23 protein-coding genes and 2 pseudogenes are annotated in these 24,860 nt (G+C 42.7%); 11 read left to right on the top strand and 14 right to left on the bottom strand.

All coding sequences use genetic code 11. The features are described 5' to 3' along the window. Positions 1-111 precede the first annotated feature (111 nt). The 6 genes and pseudogenes from GSQ19_RS14695 to rpaB all read right to left on the bottom strand — a co-directional run. A pseudogene (locus GSQ19_RS14695) lies at positions 112-384 on the bottom strand (DUF4351 domain-containing protein); the annotation flags it as partial. 361 nt (positions 385-745) lie between these two features. Further along, the gene (locus tag GSQ19_RS14690) at positions 746-2,032 is read right to left on the bottom strand and encodes a right-handed parallel beta-helix repeat-containing protein (RefSeq protein ID WP_011318682.1); all 1,287 of its coding nucleotides are present in this window, start codon (positions 2,030-2,032) and stop codon (positions 746-748) included. A 1,713-nt stretch (positions 2,033-3,745) separates the two neighbouring features. Beyond that, positions 3,746-4,264, bottom strand: coding sequence for a DUF456 domain-containing protein (locus GSQ19_RS14680; protein WP_011318681.1), 519 nt, complete (start codon positions 4,262-4,264; stop codon positions 3,746-3,748). Positions 4,265-4,308: 44 nt separating this feature from the next. Continuing rightward, positions 4,309-4,962: a Uma2 family endonuclease gene (locus GSQ19_RS14675; protein ID WP_011318680.1), complete on the bottom strand. Its 654-nt coding sequence runs from the start codon at positions 4,960-4,962 to the stop codon at positions 4,309-4,311. Between the two features lie 156 nt (positions 4,963-5,118). Continuing rightward, positions 5,119-5,766, bottom strand: a complete 648-nt coding sequence (locus tag GSQ19_RS14670; RefSeq protein ID WP_011318679.1) for a cofactor assembly of complex C subunit B — start codon at positions 5,764-5,766, stop codon at positions 5,119-5,121. Positions 5,767-5,826: 60 nt separating this feature from the next. Beyond that, positions 5,827-6,555: a response regulator transcription factor RpaB gene (rpaB, locus tag GSQ19_RS14665; protein WP_011318678.1), complete on the bottom strand. Its 729-nt coding sequence runs from the start codon at positions 6,553-6,555 to the stop codon at positions 5,827-5,829. A 176-nt stretch (positions 6,556-6,731) separates the two neighbouring features. On the opposite strand from rpaB, the gene radA reads away from it, so the two are divergent. The 4 genes and pseudogenes from radA (at position 6,732) to GSQ19_RS14645 (ending at position 10,390) form a co-directional block, all read left to right on the top strand. Next, positions 6,732-8,255 carry a DNA repair protein RadA gene (gene radA, locus GSQ19_RS14660; protein WP_011318677.1) on the top strand — a complete coding sequence of 508 codons (1,524 nt, stop codon included), beginning with the start codon at positions 6,732-6,734 and terminating at the stop codon, positions 8,253-8,255. A 160-nt stretch (positions 8,256-8,415) separates the two neighbouring features. Further along, positions 8,416-8,592, top strand: a pseudogene (locus GSQ19_RS14655) (Uma2 family endonuclease); the annotation flags it as partial. Positions 8,593-8,602: 10 nt separating this feature from the next. Continuing rightward, a complete protein-coding gene (locus tag GSQ19_RS14650; RefSeq protein ID WP_011318675.1) occupies positions 8,603-9,403 on the top strand; it encodes a Uma2 family endonuclease in 801 nt (266 codons plus the stop codon). Between the two features lie 93 nt (positions 9,404-9,496). Further along, positions 9,497-10,390, top strand: a complete 894-nt coding sequence (locus GSQ19_RS14645) for an SDH family Clp fold serine proteinase (protein WP_011318674.1) — start codon at positions 9,497-9,499, stop codon at positions 10,388-10,390. 147 nt (positions 10,391-10,537) lie between these two features. On the opposite strand, the gene GSQ19_RS14640 is transcribed toward GSQ19_RS14645, so the two are convergent. Next, positions 10,538-11,323 carry a peptidoglycan-binding domain-containing protein gene (locus GSQ19_RS14640; protein WP_011318673.1) on the bottom strand — a complete coding sequence of 262 codons (786 nt, stop codon included), beginning with the start codon at positions 11,321-11,323 and terminating at the stop codon, positions 10,538-10,540. Positions 11,324-11,577: 254 nt separating this feature from the next. Here GSQ19_RS14640 and GSQ19_RS14635 point away from each other — a divergent pair, with 254 nt between their 5' ends. From GSQ19_RS14635 to GSQ19_RS14605, 7 genes are all read left to right on the top strand, one after another. Beyond that, positions 11,578-12,996, top strand: a complete 1,419-nt coding sequence (locus GSQ19_RS14635) for a hypothetical protein (RefSeq protein ID WP_011318672.1) — start codon at positions 11,578-11,580, stop codon at positions 12,994-12,996. A 210-nt stretch (positions 12,997-13,206) separates the two neighbouring features. Then, entirely contained in the window at positions 13,207-13,668 is a 462-nt protein-coding gene (gene rimP / locus GSQ19_RS14630; protein ID WP_011318671.1) for a ribosome maturation factor RimP, read from the top strand. Between the two features lie 158 nt (positions 13,669-13,826). Beyond that, positions 13,827-15,104 carry a transcription termination factor NusA gene (nusA, locus tag GSQ19_RS14625; protein ID WP_011318670.1) on the top strand — a complete coding sequence of 426 codons (1,278 nt, stop codon included), beginning with the start codon at positions 13,827-13,829 and terminating at the stop codon, positions 15,102-15,104. A gap of 148 nt (positions 15,105-15,252) precedes the next feature. Next, positions 15,253-15,522 (top strand): YlxR family protein, encoded by a 270-nt coding sequence (locus tag GSQ19_RS14620; RefSeq protein WP_011318669.1) that lies wholly within the window; start codon positions 15,253-15,255, stop codon positions 15,520-15,522. A gap of 492 nt (positions 15,523-16,014) precedes the next feature. Further along, entirely contained in the window at positions 16,015-19,131 is a 3,117-nt protein-coding gene (infB, locus tag GSQ19_RS14615) for a translation initiation factor IF-2 (RefSeq protein WP_011318667.1), read from the top strand. A gap of 191 nt (positions 19,132-19,322) precedes the next feature. After that, positions 19,323-19,934 (top strand): low-complexity tail membrane protein, encoded by a 612-nt coding sequence (locus tag GSQ19_RS14610; protein ID WP_011318666.1) that lies wholly within the window; start codon positions 19,323-19,325, stop codon positions 19,932-19,934. A 6-nt stretch (positions 19,935-19,940) separates the two neighbouring features. Next, positions 19,941-20,138 (top strand): hypothetical protein, encoded by a 198-nt coding sequence (locus GSQ19_RS14605; protein ID WP_011318665.1) that lies wholly within the window; start codon positions 19,941-19,943, stop codon positions 20,136-20,138. Here GSQ19_RS14605 and GSQ19_RS14600 read toward each other — a convergent pair. The 7 genes from GSQ19_RS14600 to ndhC form a co-directional block, all read right to left on the bottom strand. Next, on the bottom strand, positions 20,135-20,665 hold the full coding sequence (locus tag GSQ19_RS14600) for an alpha/beta hydrolase (protein ID WP_011318664.1): 531 nt from the start codon (positions 20,663-20,665) through the stop codon (positions 20,135-20,137). The two genes, GSQ19_RS14605 and GSQ19_RS14600, sit on opposite strands and share 4 nt — an antisense overlap. 26 nt (positions 20,666-20,691) lie before the next feature. Beyond that, positions 20,692-21,501, bottom strand: coding sequence for an SDR family oxidoreductase (locus GSQ19_RS14595; protein ID WP_011318663.1), 810 nt, complete (start codon positions 21,499-21,501; stop codon positions 20,692-20,694). 108 nt (positions 21,502-21,609) lie between these two features. Then, a complete protein-coding gene (locus GSQ19_RS14590) occupies positions 21,610-22,452 on the bottom strand; it encodes an Rpn family recombination-promoting nuclease/putative transposase (RefSeq protein WP_011318662.1) in 843 nt (280 codons plus the stop codon). A gap of 270 nt (positions 22,453-22,722) precedes the next feature. Further along, positions 22,723-22,956 (bottom strand): tetratricopeptide repeat protein, encoded by a 234-nt coding sequence (locus GSQ19_RS14585; RefSeq protein ID WP_011318661.1) that lies wholly within the window; start codon positions 22,954-22,956, stop codon positions 22,723-22,725. Between the two features lie 178 nt (positions 22,957-23,134). Then, positions 23,135-23,662: an NAD(P)H-quinone oxidoreductase subunit J gene (locus GSQ19_RS14580; protein WP_011318660.1), complete on the bottom strand. Its 528-nt coding sequence runs from the start codon at positions 23,660-23,662 to the stop codon at positions 23,135-23,137. Beyond that, complete coding sequence (locus GSQ19_RS14575) at positions 23,655-24,392, bottom strand: NADH dehydrogenase subunit K (RefSeq protein ID WP_011318659.1); 738 nt, start codon at positions 24,390-24,392, stop codon at positions 23,655-23,657. Before GSQ19_RS14575 ends, GSQ19_RS14580 begins: the two co-directional genes overlap by 8 nt. Further along, complete coding sequence (gene ndhC / locus GSQ19_RS14570; protein WP_010997983.1) at positions 24,383-24,745, bottom strand: photosynthetic/respiratory NAD(P)H-quinone oxidoreductase subunit C; 363 nt, start codon at positions 24,743-24,745, stop codon at positions 24,383-24,385. The genes GSQ19_RS14575 and ndhC overlap by 10 nt, the downstream gene beginning before the upstream one ends. Between the last annotated feature and the right edge of the window lie 115 nt (positions 24,746-24,860).

The raw sequence follows: 24,860 nt of genomic DNA, 5'->3' as shown, positions 1-24,860 counted from the left end.
AAACTGCAACTGTAGCGATCGCCAACATTCCTTAAATTAAATTCCCTACAGGCGATCGCTCTCGTTGTTCGCCCTCAGCCAGAATTTCTTGATAAATAACTGACTCGCGCATCATACCCTTCCGATATGCGCCTCTAACCACAAGAATAAATAAGCCAGATTAGTGAAATCTAACAGTGCTTCGCCCAAATTTTCTAATTGTTCTAAGGAGAGAGTTTCTAGGCGATCGCCCACATTCTCAGGTAATTCTCCTACTCGTTTTTGGAGTTGACGAAGAATGAGCGATCGCTCCCGTCGTTCACCTATTTGTTCACCCTCAGCCAGAATTTCTTGATAAATAACTGACTCACGCATCATACCCTCCCGGAATGTGCATCTAACCAAAAGAGTAAGTCAGCCAAACTAGTAAAATCTAACAATCCCCGATTACGCGAACGGTGAGTTGTTGATACCCGAACAATTCAGAGTTATTTGGGGCATAAAAATATTCAGCATACTGTTCGTTACACCGAACTTGCATCTACAAAATTTCAGGGGCTTTGGAATGATTAATATTTAACCCCCTTAGTTAATTCTTGCCCATCTCCCCCGAAAAAAATCGCTCTCGAACTTAACCGAACCGTATTGGGATCGATAGGTTGCCAAATCAAAGGTTTGGCGACTCCTCCATTCATCCCACGCTGCCCTATCGGGTCAGGCGTGGGGCTTCTGTCGGTTTTAGCTAAATTAGCCGTCCTGTTAAAAATTATCTGCGTAACTCAAATGCACCCATGTCAGGCCCTACGCCAAAAGGTCTTGCATTCTTGTCAAAATCAACACTAGCTGCACTTTGTGTAGTACCTGAATCAATGGCTGGACTACCAAGATTAAGTCGGAAGTTGGCTAGTTTAGGGTCAGTAGAAGCATTGATAAATAGAGGATTAACGTTGATGCGGTTATTTGCACCCAATTTAACATCAGAATGTCCATCGTTAACCAGAGTAGAACCAATGTATGACAAGTTATTGTCCCACCGATTTTTCGATGAATAATCATCCACAAATGTTTTCTTATTTAGACTACTGGAATAGGCTATGTTATTGTAAAAGTGGATATTACTGGAGAAATACGTAGTTAGTTCACCATTTAGGTGACCATCTAAATTCCCAGACCTTAAGTTTTTGAAAGCTGTATTATTCCTGACTACTACATTGTCGCTTTCATAGATATGGATGCCTCTGCCACCGTTGTTAAAAACAATGTTGTTTTCAATTAAAGTCCAAGGTGTGTACCGTGGTCTAAATCTCTGGCTTTGTGTTTGCCTAAAATCGTCGATAATAATTCCATTACCATCGGTAACAAAACTTCTCCCTCCCCAAGATGTGGTAACTTTATTTTCATTAGCGTAAGAAATATTCCCCCTAATGATGTTGTGAAATCCAGGGGCATCATCAAAGGCTTTGGCTTGATAAATAGAAATTCCCGAACACATATACCCAGACCGGAAGGCATTGCGATAAGAAATGTTCTCTTCAATGGTTAAATAGTCTGTTTCTTGAGCAGAAATACCACCACATCCAGAATCATGGACTATATTGCGAATGATGTGTACGTGATGGTTGCCTCTACCAACATTAATAGCAGACCCTTCTCCGCTTGAAGTCACATCAAAACCAATAACTTTGACGTAACTCCCCTCTACGCTAATACTGCCATCTTGAGTTCCTCTTACTTTCGGGGTTTGTCCTGGATAAGCCTGCAATGATATCCATTTATCTGGTGTTCCCGACTTCTTGACTGTAATATTTTCTTGATAGGTTCCGTTTTTTACGTAGATCGTATCACCAGCCGCTACTATTTGATTAGCTTTGTTTATCGTCTTAAATGCAGATGTTTGCGTTGTGCCAGAGTTATAATCACTCCCAGTACCTTGGTCTACGTAGTAGGTTTTGCCTGATATTTGCGCTTTGCCGATTTCCCCTGAAGACACTGCGGTGAAGGTCAAAGCAGTAACCACGACCAAGCAAATATTTCTGACTGGATTTTTAGTCATGACAATTTTAGGTGAAATAATGTGACTGATAGACAAGCCTGTTCCTGACTAGCTGACAAATTTAACTCGAAGTCAGGAAGAAGGATTTAAAGCCAAAAGTTTGAGGGGTAGAAGAAGTTTTTGTAAAGAAAGTCTAAAGCAGAAACAATCACCTAAAAAACTAATGTAGTATCAGTGAAAGTACAGCAATGTCTAATTAGTAGGAGTAATCCTCAATCCATAAACTGTTGCTCCTAAGGCTAGCTTATGGTGTGTCTTGGGTGTTGTAATTCTGGCAAAGAAACAAGTTCATACTTGTATCACCTAACCTGGTAAGTAGGTAATGCACGTTTACCTTGTAATGTTTTGTTTAGACTTATTCTCTCTAATCTGTCTTTACAGGTAAGACTAGACTGTTTGTGGTACTCACTAATATCTTCATCAGGTAAAAAAATGAAATGGCAAGATTTATTTTTAGTAGCTTAGATGAAGATTGTTTAAGGTGACGCTACAAACAGCATAGTTGCTACTAAACTATATTAGTAACAGTTTTTGAAGTGAATGCTTGATTTTTAGCATTCATTCCTTCAATCTGTGCAAGCAGATTCCTTCTTGACTACAAAAAATTGAAAAGCTTGATAGCGTTGTAAGCAAACAAAAGTAATTTGCTATTACGCGTACAAGAGGGTGAAATAAAAAATTATGAGTAGGTAATATCTCTATACTCTGTTATTTGTTATTGAACCCTCTACAGATATTCTTAGCCGAGTCAAATTCATAAACACTCCTCACTCTTCATAAAACAAAGCCGGAAAAAGCTAATTACTAGACATTATCCATAAAAATATGTCTAGAAAGCTTATAGGGGAACAACCAAGAATTTAATCGAATTTTACAAACTAAAGTGAATTCAGTAACAATTGTTCATATTTACACACATTTCTTACGGTTTTTTTTAATAAAATTTACGTATCCTTCTGAGAAACTCTTTACTCCACACTTAGAGCCTGGAAATACTAAAAATAGTAAAGATTTATGCGATGTGGAAATTTACATACATCAAATTTGCCTAGACTTCATCTGAAGTCTAGGGCCAAATAATTATGAGAACCCTGACTTAGGCCGGTCTTATTAGATAATCATCTGAACGGAATAGTAGCGAAAGCCACTTCACCAAAATAGTAACCATAAAAGCCCAAAACCACGCTTTCAAGGGGAGCATCCACTTTTGGTGGAAATACTCAAATAGCAAGTAAACCATTAAGATCAGCACAACAAACAGAAAGGATGTGGTTGACACTCTCAACATTCCACTGTGCGCCAGAAATTTTTATCCTAGCTGCAATCGCTCAAAATGTTCTTTTTTACCAAACTCTTCGACTAAATTCCACACACCATCATGACCATCCCCTAAACAAACAAGTGGGTTAACGAGACGTTGACTGACACTGTTGGCGAATTCGAGAAATGCTTATCCAGAGCGGGTGACTTGAGGAGTAAATCGATGAGGTTGTATCACCTCAAGCCATGTATTACAAAATAAAAAAATGCCCCTGACAATTGAATTGTTAGTAAATTCAGAAAACGCTTATGCGCTCTTTGTTAATTCAGCAATGAAAAGATTGAGAACTTTGACAGTTGTTTGAGGTGTTCCAAGAACCCAACTAGCAAAGTTAACGGGATATTTTTCTGACAACAGCTTGCAGAGATTATCAAATGACATTGATGATAATTTTAATTACCAAATACTTGTGGCCAGGTTGTAAATAAAAATACTGCAACTGTAGCGATCGCCAAAACCCCTTGTATTAAATTTCCTACCAACGTACCGACAACAATACCAATACCAGCTTTCACAGCCAACCAAAATTCCCTTTGGTAAATATACTCACCAATAATCGCACCTACCAACGGCCCGAATAAAATCCCCAACAGTGGGCCGCCAAAAGGTAAAGCGGGTAATAATCCGAAAAATCCTAGCAACAAACCTACAAATGCGCCAATTTGACCCCACTTGCTAGCACCTGCTTGTTTTGCACCCAAGTACCCAGCTAAAAAATCAACACCAATACTCAAAATCAAGACAATAACTGTCACAATCAAGGGAATTTTAATCGCGGCAAAAGAACTACTCACAATTCCCCAAATGATAATGGCAATTAAAATTAAACTGGTTCCAGGGATAGCAGGAACTACTGCACCAACAACACCTACAAGCATTAAGGCAATAAGTAGCCAATAGAGAATTTGCATAATTTGTAAATCGTAAATCTGTAATAATTTTCAGGTAAGGTATGTTAAAGTACGGGTGGTTGAGCCGCAGAGATTTGCTGTCTTACCCAAGTGCGAAAAGCGCTTTTTGCTGCAAGCTGACCTATTTTTTTACTTTCTTGTATAAATCGGGGAATATCTTTTACAGAAACTGGCACAAAAGTGGGACTAAACTCAACTTCTATATACTCATTACCTGAAAGACTATAAATTTGTAATACAGTTCCGTTGTATTTCCAAAACTGAGGAATAGCCATTGAGGCATAAAGAGATAATTTATTAATTTTAGGTCTAGAATAATCTACTTCTAGTACTAAATCTGGTGGTGGATCGTGAGCTAAATCAATATTTTCTTTATCTCTAATTAAAAATTCATTCTGAATATAATAACTACTATCTGGCTCTCCGCCTTTTTCTAAATCGTCTCGTGTTAATGTAAGTGAGCCTGTACTTTTTACTTCTAAACTAAATTCTTCACACAGCACGATAATAAAGCCTTCTATCAGGCGATTAAAGTTCTCATGCGGCATGAGTGGAGTCATGATTTCCACTATTCCTCTGTCATAGGCAAACCTAGAATTTCGTTCATTTCCCATATCTGCCAGAATTGCCTTGAAGGTCTGCCAACTAATGTTTTTGAGCAAAGTTCTTGTTTCTGCCGGTGGCTGTGTTATTACCATAGCAATCAATCACCTAAGAGTAATTCAAGATTTAAACATAGAAGTTACGCACCCAGATTTTCTGTTGAGACTGGGTGTAAGGGTATTCTCCAAACCCTTGCTCTTCCGTTTTCATGCGTAAGTCCTAAAATATTGGCAGCATAATTATTTCTGGCTTTATCCATGACTATTTTTGAGTGTCACTGCTAACTTATCAGCAATTCCTGCTATCCAGTTTTCATCTTGTTTAGTGTAACTTCTAGGAGCATTGGCCCCTAAAATTAATACACCTTCATTACCAATTGGTTGACAAATTACACCTTGGGTATTTTCTGGCAAATAATCAAATTCAATTCGTCCTGGGTAAACATTTAAAGCCACTAAATAAACAGGCTGTTGTTTTTCCAAAACTCGCTTCACAATCGCGCCTGGTGTGACTTCTGCCTTTGATCCCAGAATACCGCGACGTAACAAAACTTTGCCTTGATAGTAAACCACCAGCGATCGCGTTACTGTGTTAGTCAACAATAAATGAGATGCCCAGGCTAGTTCTGTTTTCACGGCTTCTGGTAAATCTGCTGATAAAACAAAACCTTCATCGCCAATGAGTTCTACAGAATCAGGCGATCGCGGCTGTACCTGCTGCCAAATTAAACCCGTTAAAATTAGTACAGCACTCAAAATCACCCCCAGCACATCACCACGGGCTTGAGAGTTTGTCAATTCTGGTGTCAATAAACGGTTAATCAGCAAAAGTATAGCGCCTAACCCACCTACTACAAAGGGTAAGCGCCGCAAAACTCGATTGGGATCAGGTTTGGTCATTAGTCATTAGTCCATAGTCAACAGTCAACAGTTAACAGTCAACGGTTAACGCTTGTTCCTCTATTCTTCTCCTGGCTCAATTATGCGTTGAAACAAATAACCAGTACCCCGTGCTGTGAGAATTAATTCTGGGTTACTGGGGTCATCTTCTAATTTTGCCCGTAAGCGGGAGATATGCACATCTACCACACGGGTGTCTACATGGCGTTCTGGAGTATAACCCCAGACTTCTTGTAAAATTTCCGAACGGGAAAAAGCTTCTCCAGAACGGCTGACTAGCAACTCTAGTAAACTAAATTCCATACCTGTCAAGCGGATACGCTCATCGCCTTTATAGACTTGGCGCTTGTTGGTATCAATTTTGATATTACCAACGTGAATTACCCCAGAACTGGGAATACCAGAAGCACCAGTTTTATCTACCCGTCGTAATACTGAGCGAATTCTTGCTTCTAGTTCTTTGGGGGAAAACGGTTTAACTACGTAGTCATCAGCACCTAACTCTAAACCAGTGATGCGATCGGCAACGTCCCCTAAGGCTGTTAGCATAATTATAGGGACATCCGATTCTTTACGTAATTCTTGACAAACACCATAACCATCCAGCTTTGGCATCATCACATCCAAAACCACTAAATCAGGGTCAGATTTGCGGAATGTTTCTAAAGCTTCTTCGCCATCCCCTGCTGTTACTACATCGTAGCCAATCATTGAAAGGCGCGTTTCTAAAATTCGGCGAATGCTAGCTTCGTCGTCTACTACCAGGATTTTTTCTTTATGACTTTCCAAGTTTCTCAATGCTCCTTAACTAAAATTTTCATGATTAATTTTTAATACCATAATATTAAGATATCATTCCTTCAAATGATTTGGAAAATGCTCTAACTCTTGCTATTAATCAGATTTTCAATTTGAGCAATACTTAAGGAAAAATTAAGATATTTAATATTAGTTAAGATTTAATAATGGCAAAGCCCAAAACCTTTTACATTTGTAACGAATGTGGAGCAGAATCTCCCCAATGGTTTGGTAAGTGTCCAGCTTGTGGTACTTACAATTCCTTAGAAGAACAGATTACCATTCAATCTTCCGTAGATGTACTTAAGGGAGGAGTTAGTGGTTGGCACGCATCCCAGAATAATGGTAAAGCACCTGTTAAGCCGGCAAAACCACGAGCTTCTTTAACATTTGACCAAATTACCGATCGCCAAATCGCTCGTTGGGAGTCTGGCTATGGAGAACTGGATCGGGTGCTTGGTGGTGGTGTGGTTCCAGGTTCGATGGTTTTGATTGGTGGTGATCCCGGTATTGGTAAATCTACCCTATTACTACAAGTCTCAAATCAATTGGCGCAGAGATATCGTATTCTCTATGTCACGGGTGAAGAATCTGGGCAACAAGTAAAATTAAGAGCTTCTCGCTTAGGTGTGGCAAAAACCCTGAGTGTTGTCGGAGATGATCAAAGGGAGGAATCAGAACAGACACCTCTAGTATCTATAGCTGATGGTGTGGGCGCAGATTTATATGTTTTGCCAGAAACAGATTTAGAAGAGATATTACGAGAGGTGGATTCTCTCAAGCCCAATGTGGCGGTAATTGACAGTATTCAAACCGTGTTTTTTCCAGCCCTGACCTCTGCGCCTGGTTCTGTCGCCCAAGTCAGGGAATGTACAGCAGCCCTAATGAAAGTGGCAAAACATGAAGACATTACCATGTTAATTGTCGGACACGTCACCAAAGAAGGGGCGATCGCCGGGCCGAAAGTTTTAGAACACTTAGTAGATACAGTACTCTATTTTGAAGGCGATCGCTTTGCTTCCCATCGGTTATTACGCACAGTGAAAAACCGCTTTGGTGCAACGCACGAAATCGGCATCTTTGAAATGGTGCAAAACGGACTACGTGAAGTCCCTAACCCTAGTGAGTTATTTTTAGGTAACCGTGATGACCCCGCACCAGGTACAGCCATTGTCGTAGCTTGTGAAGGTACACGACCTATAGTTGTTGAGTTACAAGCTTTAGTTAGCCCCACCAGCTACCCCTCTCCCCGCCGAGCCGGAACTGGTATAGATTATAACCGATTAGTCCAAATTCTTGCCGTGTTAGAAAAACGGGTAGGAATTCCTATGTCCAAATTAGATTCTTACGTCGCCTCAGCTGGAGGATTGAATGTAGAAGAACCAGCCGTAGATTTAGGAATCGCCATTGCCATCGTTGCCAGTTTCCGCGATCGCATCGTTGATCCTGGTACAGTCTTGATTGGCGAAGTCGGCTTAGGTGGACAAGTGCGATCGGTTTCCCAGATGGAACTCCGGTTAAAAGAAGCAGCTAAACTGGGATTCAAGAAAGCGATCGTTCCTAAAGGGCAAAAATTTCCCGACTTTGACATTGAAATCATCCCAGTTGCCAAAGTCATAGATGCAATTATCGCCGCCATCCCTCACCAAGAACTAACAGAAGAGGACTTCAACCTAGACGAAGATCAATAGGTAACAGGTGACAGGAAACAAAATCTCCTCTACACCCTTACACCCCCATACCCCCATACCCCTACACCCTTACTTTATATGACAGCCATCATCAGCCCCAACTACCAAATCACCTGGGAAAAACTCCCTGATGATTACAAGCTAACCGATGAGCTAGTAAGGTACGCGGGAAAATCGTGCAGGTAATTGGTTGCGCTGGTGGGATGAAACCGGACAATTACTACTGTGGGGTTCGGAGTTAGTGGAACAAGAACGTCACCGTGCTGAACAAGAACGCCAACGTGCCGAGCGATTAGCAGCACAACTACGAGCAGCAGGTATTGAACTACAAGAGTAGACTTTTGACTATGACTACTTTCTCTAACTACGTCCCCCAATCAGATCCGCCCCTTCCTCCGTGGGAAACCCTACCCACCATGTATGATTTACCTAGCGACAATCCAGAGGAGCCAGGCTTGCCAGATGAATTTCACTTTTTACAGCCCTTACTCTTATACTTAACCTTTCAACCAATTAACTGGAATCCTGAATTAGTTTATAGTGCGGCTGACCTCAATCTTTATTACGATCTTGATCATCCACTGTGGTATAAACGCCCTGATTGGTTCGGTGTTGTGGGAGTACAAAAACTTTATAAAGGCGAAGATTTGCGTTTAAGTTATGTCACTTGGCAAGAACCAGCAAATCCTTTCGTTGTGGTGGAATTATTATCTCCAGGTACAGAAGATGAGGATTTAGGCATTACTCAAAACCCAACAGCTAAACCACCCAGCAAATGGGAAGTTTATGAACGGATTTTGCGAATCCCTTACTATATTGTGTTTAGTCGCTACACCAATGAACTGAGAGCTTTTCAATTAGTAGGCGGTCATTATGAAGCGATAAATTTAACTGAAGGACGCGTACTCATGCCAGAGTTGGGTTTAAGTTTGGGTGTATGGCAAGGAGCGTTTCGAGACATTAACAGGTTGTGGCTACGTTGGTTCACCTTAGCAGGGGAATTAATTTCTGAGCCGACAGAAGAAGCTATTGCAGCTACAGAACGAGCGATAATTGCGGAACAAGAAGCGGAACAGGCAAAAAGAAAAGCAGAACAACTAGCAGAACGCCTGCGACAATTAGGAGTGAATCCCGATGAGCTAGTGTAAACTATGCTTCTCAGATAAACCTGTAGATAGAATTGCGATCGCCTAAAACTTGTCACAATATATTGCGATCGCTATTTTGGAATAATTAATTCTATGGGCTTCGGTATTGGTGATTTATTCTGGATTTTTCTTCTTCTTTCTTCTCTGCAACCACTCTGGCAAAAACGCCAAGTAGAATATCGCCGCATCCGGGCTTTACAAGAATTTCAACAAGAACGTAAAAGCCGCGTAATTTTACTCATACATCGTCAAGAGTCCATTAGTTTATTGGGTATTCCCATCTCACGCTACATCACTATCGAGGACTCGGAACAAATACTTAGGGCAATTCGCCTCACACCCCCAGATGTACCCATCGACCTGATTCTACACACACCAGGGGGTTTAGTCCTAGCTACCGAACAAATAGCCAGAGCCTTAATTCGTCACTCTGCCAAAGTTACCGTATTTGTACCCCACTATGCCATGAGCGGCGGTACCATGCTTGCCCTAGCTGCCGATGAAATCGTTATGGATGCCAACGCTGTCTTAGGCCCGGTTGATCCCCAACTGGGTAATTTCCCCGCCGCCAGCATTCTTAAAGTTGTTAAAGATAAACCAATCGGGGAGATTGATGACCAGACTTTAATCATGGCAGACCTAGCCGCTAAAGCTATTCAGCAAGTACAACGCTTCGTGCGAACTCTGCTCAAAGATAATATACCCAAACAAAAAGTTAACCCTGAAAATATCGAATCCATTATCGAAGCCTTGACTACTGGGCGAGTAACCCATGACTACCCCATCACCGTTGAAGAAGCCACAGAAATGGGGCTGCCCATAACTGTAGGACTGCCCCATTCTATCTACGAACTGATGGATTTATATCCCCAACCCCAAGGAGGAAGACCAAGCGTTCAGTATATTCCCATGCCTTATGATGATCGCCGTCCAATATTACCCATACCAAAAGGTAGACCCCTCGAAGAACCAAATCAAAAGAATTGAGGTTTGGGTAGGCTATTCTGCTTTTAAGCTACATAATCCATCGTGAGGGCTTTTGACCGTTGACCGTTAACAGCCAACAGTTAACAGCCCTTATTAGTAGTTATGCAATTTAGGCGCGCATTAGCTGATAAAGGTTTTCTGGTCTTATTAAGGTGTAGTTGTCGGCGAAGCTGTTGGTGAGGGTGATGTTGTAGGTGTAGTTGCCGGCGAAGCTGTTGGTGAAGGTGATACCGTCGGTTTAGATGTTGGTGATGTTGTTGGTTTAGATGTTGGTGATGGTGACGGCTTCGCTGTCGGTGATGTTGTTGGTTTAGATGTTGGTGATGGTGACGGCTTCGCTGTCGGTGATGTTGTTGGTTTAGATGTTGGTGATGGTGACGGCTTCGCTGTCGGTGATGTTGTTGGTTTAGATGTTGGTGATGGTGACGGCTTCGCTGTTGGCTCAGTACTCGGTTGACTGATGACTTTTTTAGCTTCTTCGTCTAACTTTTGACGGAGAGCTAAATTAGCAATACCAGTTGCTTCTAGCTTATGTTTTGTCTGAAATTCTTTAATGGCTGCTTCGGTTTTAGGACCGTAAAATTGATCACGGGGTAAAGGGGGATTTGTTTTCAGGACTGCATTTAAGTTTGCTTGCAAGATTTGAACGATATTTGCAGCAAAATCTTGGGTTTTTGGTCCTGCGATTCCATCAACTGGGGTAAGTTTGTAACCTTTTTGAAATTCACTGATAGCTTTTTTAGTTTCTGCGTCAGTGAGGGGCGTGTTTGTGACCTTGACATTATAGCCTAAACCTCGTAAAACTGTACGAAATTCCTGTGGCGTATAATTACGCTGACGAGCCGCAAAAGTTGTATTTGAAATTACGAAACTAGTACTAATTACGCAAGCGGTAGCAACTATTGCACTTGATTTTCCAAACCCACACCACATATTTAAAACTCCTTTGAGTTAAACCAAGAAAATTGATAGAGGTAAACAAGAGGATAATTTTACTTTGCTTTACAGTATTTGTCTAAATTGTTCATAATTTTTGACGAATGATAAAGCTTTTTAGTTTTAATCTAACTAACATATAATAAAAAATTTTTCCTCAGTCACAAGAAATATCCTGGTTAGATTACTATGCAAAGTATAAGAATTAAGAATGGTTTAGTTATGGTAATTTGTATAATCTAAAACTAAAAATGGCTAATCGAAAATTACCGAAAAAACAGAATTTATACTTTGAAAGATTGATGGCAACCATCGCCACATTAAACTTATTCTTAGTTTTATTTGATTTAAGTTATGTGCCGTGGCGGGATTTTTACTTGCGGAAAGTGCCAGAGATAACTAAAGTTTATGACCCCATTAAGGGTATTGAACAGCACAGAGAAACGCAAAATTATTTAAATAAAATCAACCTTTTAAAAGCACAAGTAAGTCAAACAGGTATCACATCACCAGAAGTAAAAACTCAATTACAAGAGATTAGTCGTCTTAGCAACGAGATGATTGAAGGTAACCCGTTTGCCGCCGTAGGCAAAAGTGGGACTTTAGAAAGAATCAAAAAGCGAATGCGCGATCGCATCGGCAATGATTCAGCCAAACAATCATTTGCTACCTTTTGGAGTCAGCCATACCTATCCCAAAAAGGCTGGATACAAGAAATTACCTTTTTTAACCAGAAAATCAGTCCTTTAATTGCCACAAATTATTACCGCCAAATCGGGGAAAACAACGAATTCATCAATTATTTTTGGCTGATAGATTTACCATTTGTTTGCTTATTTGGCTTAGAGTTACTAGGACGCGTGATTTATATCAGAAGTAGCCATCCAGGGTTCAGCTGGTTAAATGCTATTTTGTGGCGCTGGTATGATTTATTCTTATTGATTCCCTTCTGGCGCTGGTTGCGAATCATACCTGTAACGATTCGCCTAGATCATGCCCGTTTATTAAACCTGCAACCCATAAATAAACAAATTCACCAAGTAGTCGTCGCCAATTTCGCCGAAGAACTCACAGAAATTGTCATCATTCGCGTCATTAACCAGATTCAGGGATCAATTCAAAAGGGTGAAATTACACGCTGGTTGCTGCAAAATGACAAATTGCGTCCCTACATAGACATTAACGATATCAATGAAGTGGAAGCGATCGCCGGTCTTTTAGTCCAAACTATCGTTGATCAAGTCTTACCCAAAATTCAACCAGAACTAGTCGCCTTATTACAGCACAATATCAACAGTGCCTTTCACCAAGTCCCCATCTACAAGAACCTACAATCCTTACCCGGAGTTGGACAAGCCCAAACCCAAATCAGCGAACAACTAGCCACCCAAATCACCACAAATCTCTACAACGTCCTAGTCAGCGCTATCAAAGATCCCATCGGTGCAAAACTCTCCAGCCAACTTGCCCATAGCTTCACCCAAGCCTTAGGCAACGAAATACAGCAAAAACACGTACTCTCCGAAATTCAAAGCTTACTAGTTGACTTTTTAGAAGAAGTCAAACTCAACTACGTCCAGCGATTATCCCAAGAAGACATCGACCAAATCATCGAACAAACCAGACAACTCAAATCAATTCCCAATTCCATTGTGAGGAGTAAAGAGTAGAGAGAAAATTGTACAGACGCGATCTATCGCGTCTCAGAAGATTGTACAGACGGGATTTATCGCGTCTCTGACCAATGACTATTGACTAATAAAGAAATGCGCTACACTCATGTTAGCGGCGAACCATCATCGGTTCGTCACAAGACTTCTTGGAAGATATCCCTATCGCAGGAAGTGGGTTGATGCCCACTTTTTTTATTGTATTTGCACATGACTCATCCTTTAGTTCCACCAATTACAGATTTGGCAATACCAGTGGCAGAACAACTGGGATTGGAAGTCGTTGGTATCGTTTTTCACACCAACCAACGACCACCAGTATTACGTGTAGATATCCGTAATCCTCAACAGGATACTGGTCTGGATGATTGTGAGCGCATGAGCCGTGCTTTAGAAGCTGCCTTAGATGCAACGGAAATCATTCCAGATGCTTATGTCTTGGAAGTGTCAAGTCCTGGTATTTCTCGGCAACTGGTAACTGATCGGGAATTTATCTCTTTTAAAGGGTTTCCTGTAATTGTTTCCACTTCCCCACCCCACGAAGGACAACAAGAGTGGATTGGTCAGTTGATTCGCCGGGATGAGACAAAAGTTTACATAAATCAAAAAGGCCGCGTCATTGAAATCCCTCGCTCCCTAATTACTAGGGTGTTGCTACATGACGGCGAATAGACGAGAGACGAGGGATTAGGGACTGGGAACTGGGGACTGGAAGGAGGTAAGGAAGGATAATTTTCCTCCCACTCCCTTGTTACCCTATCTTTTGATTTTCCCTATACCCAGGACTCAATACCCAATCCCCAGTCCCCAACATATAAAGGAGATTGCTTATGTCAATGGTTAGTTTACCAGGATTAAAAGATTTAATAGAAAGTATTAGTCGTGAACGGAATTTGCCCCGGTTAGCGGTTCAAGCTGCTATTAGAGAAGCCTTACTTAAGGGTTATGAGCGTTATCGTCGCGCTCAAAACATCGAGCGCAAACAGTTTGATGAAGATTATTTTGATAACTTTGAAGTCGAACTAGATATTGACGAGGAAGGATTTCGCGTTCTTTCCACAAAATCCATTGTTGAAGAAGTTAATAATTCTGACCATCAAATCTCCTTAGATGAAGTACAGCAAGTAGCTCCCGAAGCCCAATTGGGAGACTCAGTGGTACTAGATGTCACCCCAGACCAAGGTGAATTTGGGCGCATGGCTGCCATGCAAACCAAGCAAGTACTGGCGCAAAAACTGCGGGATCAACAGCGCCAGATGGTGCAAGAAGAGTTCCAAGACCTAGAAAGCACAGTTCTCCAAGCCAGAGTTTTGCGATTTGAGCGCCAATCAGTCATTCTGGCAGTTAGCAGTACCTTTGGACAACCAGAAGTAGAAGCCGAATTGCCCAAACGCGAACAATTGCCCAACGACAATTATCGGGCAAATGCCACATTTAAGGTTTATCTCAAAAAGGTTTCCCAAGGTCAGCAACGCGGCCCACAGTTATTAGTCTCCCGTGCTGATGCAGGTTTAGTAGTTTATCTATTTGCCAACGAAGTACCAGAAATTGAAGACGAAGTGGTACGGATAGTTGCCGTAGCCAGGGAGGCAAACCCCCCTTCCCGCTATGTAGGCCCAAGGACTAAAATAGCAGTAGATACCCTGGATCGTGATGTAGACCCCGTAGGGGCTTGTATTGGTGCTAGGGGATCACGCATTCAGGTAGTAGTCAACGAATTACGCGGCGAAAAAATTGACGTGATTCGCTGGTCTCCAGACCCAGCAACATACATTGCTAATGCCCTCAGTCCGGCGCGAGTCGATGAAGTGCGCCTCATGGACCCAGAAACTAGACAAACTCACGTATTAGTTGCGGAAGACCAACTGAGTTTGGCTATCGGCAAAGAAGGACAAAACGTGCGATTAGCTGCCCGATTGACTGGCTGGAAAATAGACATAAAAGATAAAGCCAAGTATGACCAAGCAGCCGAAGATGCTAAATTTGTGGCGGCGCGTGCAAAATATCAACTAGAGGAAGATGACATCGAATCAGAGGAGCTAGACTATGAAGAAAATCAAGAAGGAGAATTAGAAGACGAGTCTTTTGACCCCAACGATGAAGAGTAATTTCTTAGCCTTAAGGATTTCTGGTAAGATAGACCATAGTATTAGTCTTAATTATTACTAAAAATCAGGCAACATCAAGATCAATCAGAGTTGGCTAGTCTAACTTGGTTGTCACCATCAATAGTTCTGTTAAAGTTACAGAAGACAGATGCAACCCAACTACCGACGTTGTATTAGTTGCCGTAAAGTAGGACTAAAACAAGACTTTTGGCGGATTGTCCGTGTCTTTCCTTCGGGAAAGGTACAATTGAATGAGGGCATGGGGCGTTCAGCCTACATTTGTCCGCAGATGAGTTGCCTACAAGCAGCTCAGAAAAAAAATCGATTAGGGCGATCGCTACAAGCATCGGTACCAGACACACTGTACCAAAAATTGTGGCAAAATCTAGCCCAAAACGATCCCCAAAATCAAAATTAGGCTAAAAAACATTCATGGTGGTAATTCCTCAGGGGAATCTGTGGTGACAGCCAAAACACTTGAGCTATGACCACACCCTCTGCAATTTTTGGGGTTAGTGCCAAAATAGTAAATGGGTGTAGTTAGCAAGCGGCTCTGACAAAATATTTAAGAGGAGCGAAGCATTACTCCCAACAAAATCACTCTCATTGTGTTGTGGAAGGCTCAGAAACAGCAAAACAAAAAACGACAAAATGGCAACCTGGTAGCGCTCAGGCGCAGTTCGGCATCAATGAACATCATAAAAATGCCTTATTTAACAAATTTTTAAGGATGTTCGCTAACCATCAATTTTGGTGGAGATGCCAGCATTAACCCGAAACATCTCTCTTTCCTGATTGGAGGCACCGGCAAAATCACCAAGGGCAACCTAAAACAGTAATCAAAGGATGGAGATGTCGCACTTCCAGGCAACCATCCGCAAAAAAACTGTAAATTAAAGGGGAAGAGTGGATGAACAACGGCAAAGTTAGAATCTACGAATTATCAAAGGAATTGAATTTGGATAACAAAGAGCTACTAGCAATTTGCGACCAGCTCAATATTGCGGTCAAAAGCCATAGCAGTACAATCTCAGAATCAGAGGCAGAAAGTATCCGGGCAGCTGCGGAAAAGCTTGCAGCTACAAATGGAACATCTAAAAAAGAATTAAACACAACCAGTCATAAACCAAATTCAGCACCTGCTGGCTCGCGCAACCGACCTGCGCCCCCACAAAAACAACAACAAATTTTGGAAATTCGTAAACCCAAAATATTGAGAAACACTACCTCCAACGCTCCAGAAGCGTCAGTTGCTAATAACCAGATTGCTTCTTCTGAAGCCAATTCTCCAGCACCTCCACGGCCCTTCGCTACACCAGTCTCGCCCATGAAGCCGACGGCACCATCTCGACCTGTACCACGGAATCTATCTGAGACCCCGCAAAAACCTGCTGCACCAGAAGCAGAACCGGAAGCTCAATCACAAGCTCCGGCGAAAATCGCAGTAGAGAAGCCAGAAAAATCAGCTCAGCCCAGACCAGGTAAACCAGAGAGACAACCAAAACCCCAACTGGTAGCGCCTCCTAGTAGACCTACAGCAGAAAAACTGGATCTATCTGAAATAACAGGTGCGCCAGGCGAAAAACCAATTCTCAAACGCGATCGCCCACGGCGTGAAGATGAGCGCGACCAAGCTAAACCAAGAGTCGCCAAACCTGCACAAGGAGAAACCTCATCGGCTCCAGTACAAAAACAGGCTCGCCCTGCCCAAGGCCCCGTCAAACCAGAGCAACGTGTCAATAGACCAGGCGCTCCATCAGGTGACGGCATACGTCCTCAAAGACCAGTGCGCCCGTCAGTAGATGCCGCACCAGTTGCCACTCCACCTAGAGGAGTTCCCGGTGGTAGAGGAGAGGTAGGCGATACAGCTGCGATCGCCCCAGACCTGCTAGATTTGAAACGCCCGACACCACCCCGTCTCGCCAAAGGTGGCAAGAAGTGGCAAGAAGAAGAAATCATTGACGAAATCAAAGAAAAAGCTGGCAAGGCTGGCGTTAAAGGCAAACGCGTCAAGCCATTGGTAGAAGATGATTTTGAAGACGAAGACTTACTAGATGAAGAGGGATTAGAAATACCCGCAACCGTCCAAGTTAGTCTTTCCATCGCTCGTCCCCCCAAACCCAAAGCAGCCAGAGCAGCGACAGCAGCGACAGCAGCACCAATTAGTAGTCCCACAACTCGTGGTAAGAGGTCTAGCCATAACAACCGTGACCAAAACCGCCGCCAGGAAACAGAAGTTAAACGTGAGCGGCCAGAGAAAGTTGCGGTCACCGGGCCAATGACAGTGCAAGAGTTAGCCGACCTTCTGGCAGTTGCTGACACAGAAATTGTGAAAATCCTGTTCATGAAAGGCATGGCAGTGAGTATCACCCAAAATCTGGATATCCCGACAATTACCTTGGTGGGTAAAGAGTTAGAGATAGAAGTCGAAACTGCTGAACCAGAAGCAGAAGCCCGTAAAGTCACGGAAATGATTGAAGTTGGCGACTTGGAACATCTCCTGCGTCGTCCGCCAGTAGTGACAATCATGGGTCACGTAGACCACGGTAAGACTACCCTTCTCGACTCGATTCGCAAAACCAAAGTAGCAGCCGGTGAAGCAGGCGGGATCACCCAGCATATAGGTGCATACCACGTTGATATCGTCCATGACGGTAAAGAACAGCAGATTGTCTTCTTAGATACCCCCGGTCACGAAGCCTTTACAGCCATGCGAGCAAGAGGCGCTAGGGTAACAGATATCGCTGTCTTAGTGGTAGCCGCAGACGATGGTGTACGTCCCCAAACAGTCGAGGCAATTAGCCACGCTCAAGCAGCCGGAGTACCAATTGTTGTTGCTATCAACAAGATTGATAAAGAAGGCGCACAACCAGACCGGGTGAAACAAGAACTCACCCAGTATGGCTTGACCCCAGAAGAGTGGGGTGGTGAAACCATTATGGTTCCTGTCAGCGCCATCAAGGGTGAAAACCTGGATACTCTCCTAGAGATGATTCTCTTAGTAGCAGAAGTTGGTGAACTTTCTGCCAACCCAGACCGGAACGCCAGAGGAACCGTTATTGAAGCCCACCTGGATAAAGCCAAGGGCGCAGTTGCTACCCTGTTGATTCAGAACGGTACACTCCATGTAGGAGATATACTGCTTGCTGGTTCAGCATTTGGTAAAGTCCGGGCAATGGTTGATGATCGCGGCAGAAGAGTTGATATAGCTGGGCCTTCATTTGCAGTTGAGGTACTCGGTTTAAGTGACGTACCCGCCGCAGGTGACGAGTTTGAGGTATTCGACAACGAAAAAGAAGCCAGAGCGCTGGCATCAGATCGTGCCGACAAGCAACGTCTCTCTCGTCTACTACAAGGACGTGTCACCCTCACAACCCTATCCGCTCAAGCTCAAGAAGGCGAGTTGAAAGAACTCAACCTCATCTTGAAGGGTGACGTACAAGGTTCTGTAGAAGCGATTGTGGGATCACTCAAACAAATCCCCCAAAACGAAGTACAGATTCGGATGCTGTTAACTGCGGCTGGCGAAATCACCGAAACAGATATCGACTTAGCAGCAGCCAGTGGAGCTGTAATTATCGGCTTCAACACCACCTTTGCCAGTGGAGCCAGACAAGCGGCTGATGAAGCAGGTGTAGACGTACGAGAATACAACATCATCTACAAACTGATCGAAGATATCCAAGGCGCATTGGAAGGTCTGTTAGAACCAGAGTTGGTTGAAGAACCCCTGGGTCAAACCGAAGTCCGCGCTGTCTTCCCAGTTGGTCGCGGTGCTGTTGCTGGTTGTTATGTCCAATCTGGCAAACTAGTCCGCAACTGCAAAGTGCGGGTACGTCGTGCCGGTAAGGTGATCTATGAAGGCGTGCTTGACTCCCTCAAACGGATGAAAGACGACGCGCGCGAGGTCAACGCCGGTTACGAATGTGGTATCGGTGTTGATAAATTCCATGATTGGGCTGAAGGCGACATCATCGAATCCTATCAAATGGTCACAAAACGCCGTACCCTAGCACTAACAAGATAGTGCTGAGTAACGAGTGCTGAGTGGTAAGTAATTTAAGAGTAAAGAGTTGAAAACAGTTTTTAACTGCGACAACTCACAACTCATACCAGTCAGAAACAAGCCTGGGAGAGATTTGAACCTGACTTTCTTGCTGGTATCCAAACTTAAAATTCAACACTCAGCACTCAAAACTCAAAACTCAGGACTCTTTTATGCGCTCATTTCGCTCTGAACCAATATTGTGGATTCACGTCGCTGGATTGGCGACACTACCAATTTTTTTGCTGTTGTGCTTATTGTTCCTTTCTGTTGGTGAGCCGCTTTTGCCAGTCTGGATGGAACTTTTGTTAGTGGCTGCTGCTGGAGTTATTCCACTTTTGTGGATGCAGTTGCGCCGACCTTTTTATATATTTGCCATTTTGGGAATTGCCCTCAAGCCAGAGAATCTGACTGAGCAGCAAAGAAAAATCCTTTGTTTAATTAATACCAAGTTAAATCGTGTGCTGGCTCTATTGTCAGCAATTTTATCTATTTTTGTATTGTGGCAGCTATATCAAGCTGCGCCTTTAGTTGTTAACATGACAAGTCAATTACCCCAATGGCGCATCTTGGGGTTAGCACTTGCGGCTTTAACCTTTTTGGCAAGTAATTTGTTTCTGCAAATTCCCGTGAGCGTAGCGCGGGTTTTGGTCACAAATGACACAGAATTTGCAGCGATAGAACCATTACCTTTAGAGAAGATTAACCAGGATTTCACAATTTTAGGGGTGCGGGTTAATAAAATCTTGCCCCAGTTGCCTGTCGAAGTTAAAACTGAGGAATGAGGGACTATGGCTAAGATTACAGCTACCAGTAATTATCAATTTTCTCGTGATCCTGATATTTGGAGCAATCTCCAATATGCGATCGCCGCTAGTTCTGGTTTCCAGCGTTGGCAGCTAGAAAGTAATATTCAACTGAAAGAATTGCGTTTAGAACAGCAAGTACAACGTTATTTGCGGGAAACTTTAGAAACTTTAGCTTATTAAAAACCGAATAAATTCTCTAACCTAGCTTGTAAGCTACGAAGTTGACGGTAAGCATTTCCCAAACGCTCTCCGTCAACTTCTACGTTGGGCGTAGGATAATTTTGGATTATTTCTATCAAAGTCATTTGTCCATCGCCACTAGCGGAAAGTGACAAAGCGGAACGCAAAGCTTGTCTATCAGCACTGCGGGATGGTGTATGAATAACTTGACTTAGCTCATCAAGAATAATGTTACCTACAGGACTGTTTAACACCCGATCTAAAAGTACAGGGCTGACTTTGACTGGTGTTGTTAAATATTGACGAATTACTTTAGGGTCTTGTCGAGCTAAAGCTAAATTAATTCGTAGTGAACTTGAAAGTGCGCCAGTTTGAGCAAAGGTCGATAATTCTTCTACAGCAATGGTTTCACGGAAAACATTATACTTCAGTACTACTCTTTCAGCAGCTAAAGCAGAGTTGCTAGCTAGTAGAATGCAGACACTCACTACTAATATTGAGGTGCGATACAGCCTGATAAGACTCATATTTTCTGAAGTTTTATACTTGGAAATCAAGCTGACCAAGGTTCTCTAAAGTCAGCGTAAAGCGTCAGACCAGCGTCTACAAAGAGAGTTTGTCCCGTGATGTATGCTGCTTCATCCGATGCTAAAAATGCTACTGCTGCCGCCATTTCCTCGGAAGTACCAGCACGCCCCATTGGAATATGACTTTCTACAACTGCTTTCTTTTCCGGGTCATCAGTCCAAGCTTCATTGATAGGTGTAATTGTCGCTCCAGGCGCTACAGAATTGACACGAATACCCCGATGAGCGTATTCCAAAGCTAGAGTTTTGGTCATATTTTCCATTCCACCTTTACTGATGGAATAGCTGACATACATTGGTCGAGGGATAATTTCGTGGACACTAGAAATATTAATAATTACCCCTCTACGATTTTGAGTCAGCAGGTGTTTAATGGTTTCACGCGCGCACAAGTAAGAACCCCGCAGGTTAACTCCAATTACTCGATCAAAATCTTCTGCTGTGATTTCGTGGGATGGACATTCAGTTTGAATCCCGGCGTTGTTAATCAGAATATCGAGACTACCAAACTTCTCAACTACAGTGTTTACCATCTCTATCACATCTGATTCCTTAGAGACATCACCCTGTACTAGTAAAGACTTAACACCGCAGTTTTCTACATTTTTACAAGCCTTTTGCAAAGCCATTTCCTCAGTTTCTTCAGCACCTGAGGGACTTTTGCGGTAATTAATGGCAATATTACAACCTTCTTGAGCAAGACGGATAGCGATCGCCTGCCCAATACCAGAACTAGCACCCGTGATCAGAGTGTTTTTGCCTTTTAATCCGTTCATAATTTTTTAAAGCCAGTAAATAGCCATAGGAAGCCTACACCGCTAGGGTTACAAGCAAATGTGATCGGAATGTGACACACCTATCATCGGGTACTCAGCAAAAATCAACTAATTCCCTGTTACTTGCTGAACTTGCTCAATACTTAAATCTAAAGCACTTGCTATCTGTTCTACACTCAACCCCAACGCTAACAAACGGGGAATAGCCTCTAACTTGGCTTGTAACCTACCTTCTTGTCTACCTTCTTGTATGCCCTGTTGCCTACCTTCTTGTCTACCTTCTTCTAGTCCATCTTCCTTAATAGACTGATACATTCGAGTTTTTTTGAATTCGTCATCTATACCCAACATAGCTGCTACCTCCTCTCGGCTTAAGTTGGTGAATTTGTACAACAGGATAGTTTCTATTAATTCTACAATTTGTTTTTTGTTGGCTTCATCTGTCAGTTCTTGCCTTGCCTGTATAATCAGTTGTCTACCTTGGTCAATGGCTATTGCTTCACTGGCAATAATTAGTTGCATGATCGCTAATTGTAGAGAGTTTTCGTTAGCCGTTCCTAACTCATCTAAATAAATGCGTTGTATTTGGGAACTATCCAAAATCGAGCGATAAGGTTGTTGATCATCCGGTTCTATGATGCGTTGGGGATAAATGACAACAGCACGCCAAAAGTTAACAGATGGGTTTTGACGGAGATAAAGAAAGATTTCGGCAAAGAAGCGCCTATAAAATTTAGGATCTAGTTGAAACTGAACTTCAACAAAATATAGGGGTTCTTCTGTAGTTTCATTTACAGGTTTAAATACCCCATCAATACGAAAAGCAGTTTCTTTCAGTTCCACCGAGACAAACTCATAGGTACTGGGATTAATATCTGCTTCCCCAATAATTGCAAAAAATATGCTGGTGAAAGCTTGAAATAAGCTGTAGAATATCTTGTCTGTTTGCACCTGGATATAATTCGTAATTTTGTTCTGACAACCCCATCATTCCACATCAAAACAAGAAACTTTGAGTAAAAAGAGTGAGCGATCGCCTCCACAACTCCACCATTTCATCTCAGAACAGGAAACTTTGAGTAAAAAGGGTGAGCGATCGCCTTCATAACCCTATCATTCCATCTCAGAACAAGAACATTCTCACTTGAAATAGGAATGTTTTTATTTGAAACATGAAATTTGGAGATAAAAGCTTGATTGATGAAGTTAAAAACTTAAAGCTTACTGTTCTTGTTGGAGAGAATTGCCTAAATTTGCTAAATTTTTACGACAAGTCACAGTATGAGGATGGTTCGCTCCTAAACTTCGCTCCAAAATATCCAAAGCTTGGAGATATAGGGGTTCAGATTGGTTATACTTTCCTTGGGAATAGTAGAGTAATACCAAGTTGTTGAGGCTTTCGGCGACTGAGTGATGATTGTCTCCTAGCAGGCTGACATGATGAACAGCCGACATTTCAATAGTGTCAACTTATATCATCACCCATCCTCGCAAAAATAGAACTATTCTCTGCGAAACTCTGCGCCAACCTCCGCGCCACTTTGCGTTTAAAAAACATTACCCCTCTCCGCCGCCGGAAAGGGGTTAAAGATGAGATATGAAAATTCTCACAAGCTGACACTTAGTACTCAGCCTAATAAGCGTCCTGTAACTCGTAGAAATCAGGCGAGATGTAATCCTTCCGCAAAGGCCAACCTACCCAATCTTCTGGCATCAAAATGCGTTTCAAATTGGGGTGTCCTTCGTAGATAATACCGAACATATCGTAAGATTCGCGTTCTTGCCAGTCTGCGGTTTTCCAAATCCAGTAAACCGAAGGTACTACAGGATTTTCCCGTGGTAAAAACACCTTCACTCTGACTTCTTCAGGCTTATCAGCGTTGTCACTCACTTTCACCAAGTGATACACACTGACTAAATCCTGTCCTGGGCCGAGATCAATACCGCCTTGAAACTGAAGATAATTAAACCCGTAAGCATACAGGGCTGTAGCGATGGGAAGCAGAAAATCTGGTTCCACTTTAATTATCTCTACACCATTTTTGTCAGCCGCCAAGGATTCATGAGCAAAGCCATTTTCCGTTAGCCACTGAGAAGTCGGCCCAGATGGAACTATAGCCTCTGCTGCTGCGGGTACTGGTTTTAATTCTTCATCAGCCACGTTTTTGTTCCTCCTTCTGTGTTTGTGATGTCAGCAGCGCTGGGGGAACAGGAAGACCGATCGCTTCTGTCAATTCTTTTGGTGGGTTGAAGCGAGTCTCAGACTGCATATACTTACCAGTTAAGATTTCTGCCACTGGCTTCAAGTTATGAGTCGTGCTGTAGAAACGGTGGGTTTGGCGAATCAGACTCCGTTCCTGCATGGAATCGTTAGCAATCTTCTTCCGCAGCTTAATAATTGCGTCGATAATTGCTTCAGGACGGGGAGGACAACCAGGTAAGTAGACATCCACGGGAATTAACTTGTCAACTCCACGCACAGCTGTAGGTGAATCGACACTGAACATCCCGCCCGTAATTGTACAAGCGCCCATCGCAATTACATACTTAGGTTCGGGCATTTGTTCATAAAGACGCACCAATTGAGGAGCCATCTTCATGGTGATTGTTCCAGCTGTAATAATCAAATCGGCTTGACGGGGACTGGAACGGGGAATTAACCCGAAGCGGTCAAAGTCAAAACGGGAACCAATTAGGGCTGCAAACTCAATAAAGCAGCAAGCAGTACCAAATAACAACGGCCACAGACTCGAAAGCCTAGCCCAGTTGTAGAGGTCATCAACCGTGGTTAAAATAACGTTTTCCGAAAGGTCTTGAGTGACTGTAGGACGTTCAATGGGGTTGATGATGCGCTCTTTGTCCTGAGTAGTTAAATCAGAATTCAAGACCATTCCAATGCTCCTTTACGCCATGCGTAAACTAGGGCGACTACAAGAATTGCAATAAAAATCAGCGCTTCAATGAATGCCAATAGCCCCAGACGGTGAAAAGCAACTGCCCAAGGATATAAGAACACAGTCTCCACATCAAAGACGACAAAGACCAGGGCAAACATATAGTAGCGGATATTGAACTGAATCCAGGCTCCCCCGATTGGTTCCATCCCAGATTCATAAGTGGTGCGGCGTTCCAGGCTGTTACCAGTTGGTCGTAGGAGCTTGGACGCGGAAAGCGCTAATGCAGGAACTAGGCTACAGATAATGAGAAAGCCTAGAAGGTACTCGTAACCGCTAAGGACAAACACAATGAATATCTACCGCTTATGGTGTAAATAAGGCTGTTACTTTATTTCACATTATATCTTTTTATCTTTTCTGAAATCTTCGCAACAAACGCATTTCAGGTATTTGATTCATTTC

This window comes from Trichormus variabilis 0441, from assembly GCF_009856605.1.
Taxonomy (GTDB): domain Bacteria; phylum Cyanobacteriota; class Cyanobacteriia; order Cyanobacteriales; family Nostocaceae; genus Trichormus; species Trichormus variabilis.
The sequence above is the reverse complement of the archived record's forward strand: the minus strand, read 5'-3'. Positions and strand labels throughout refer to the sequence as shown.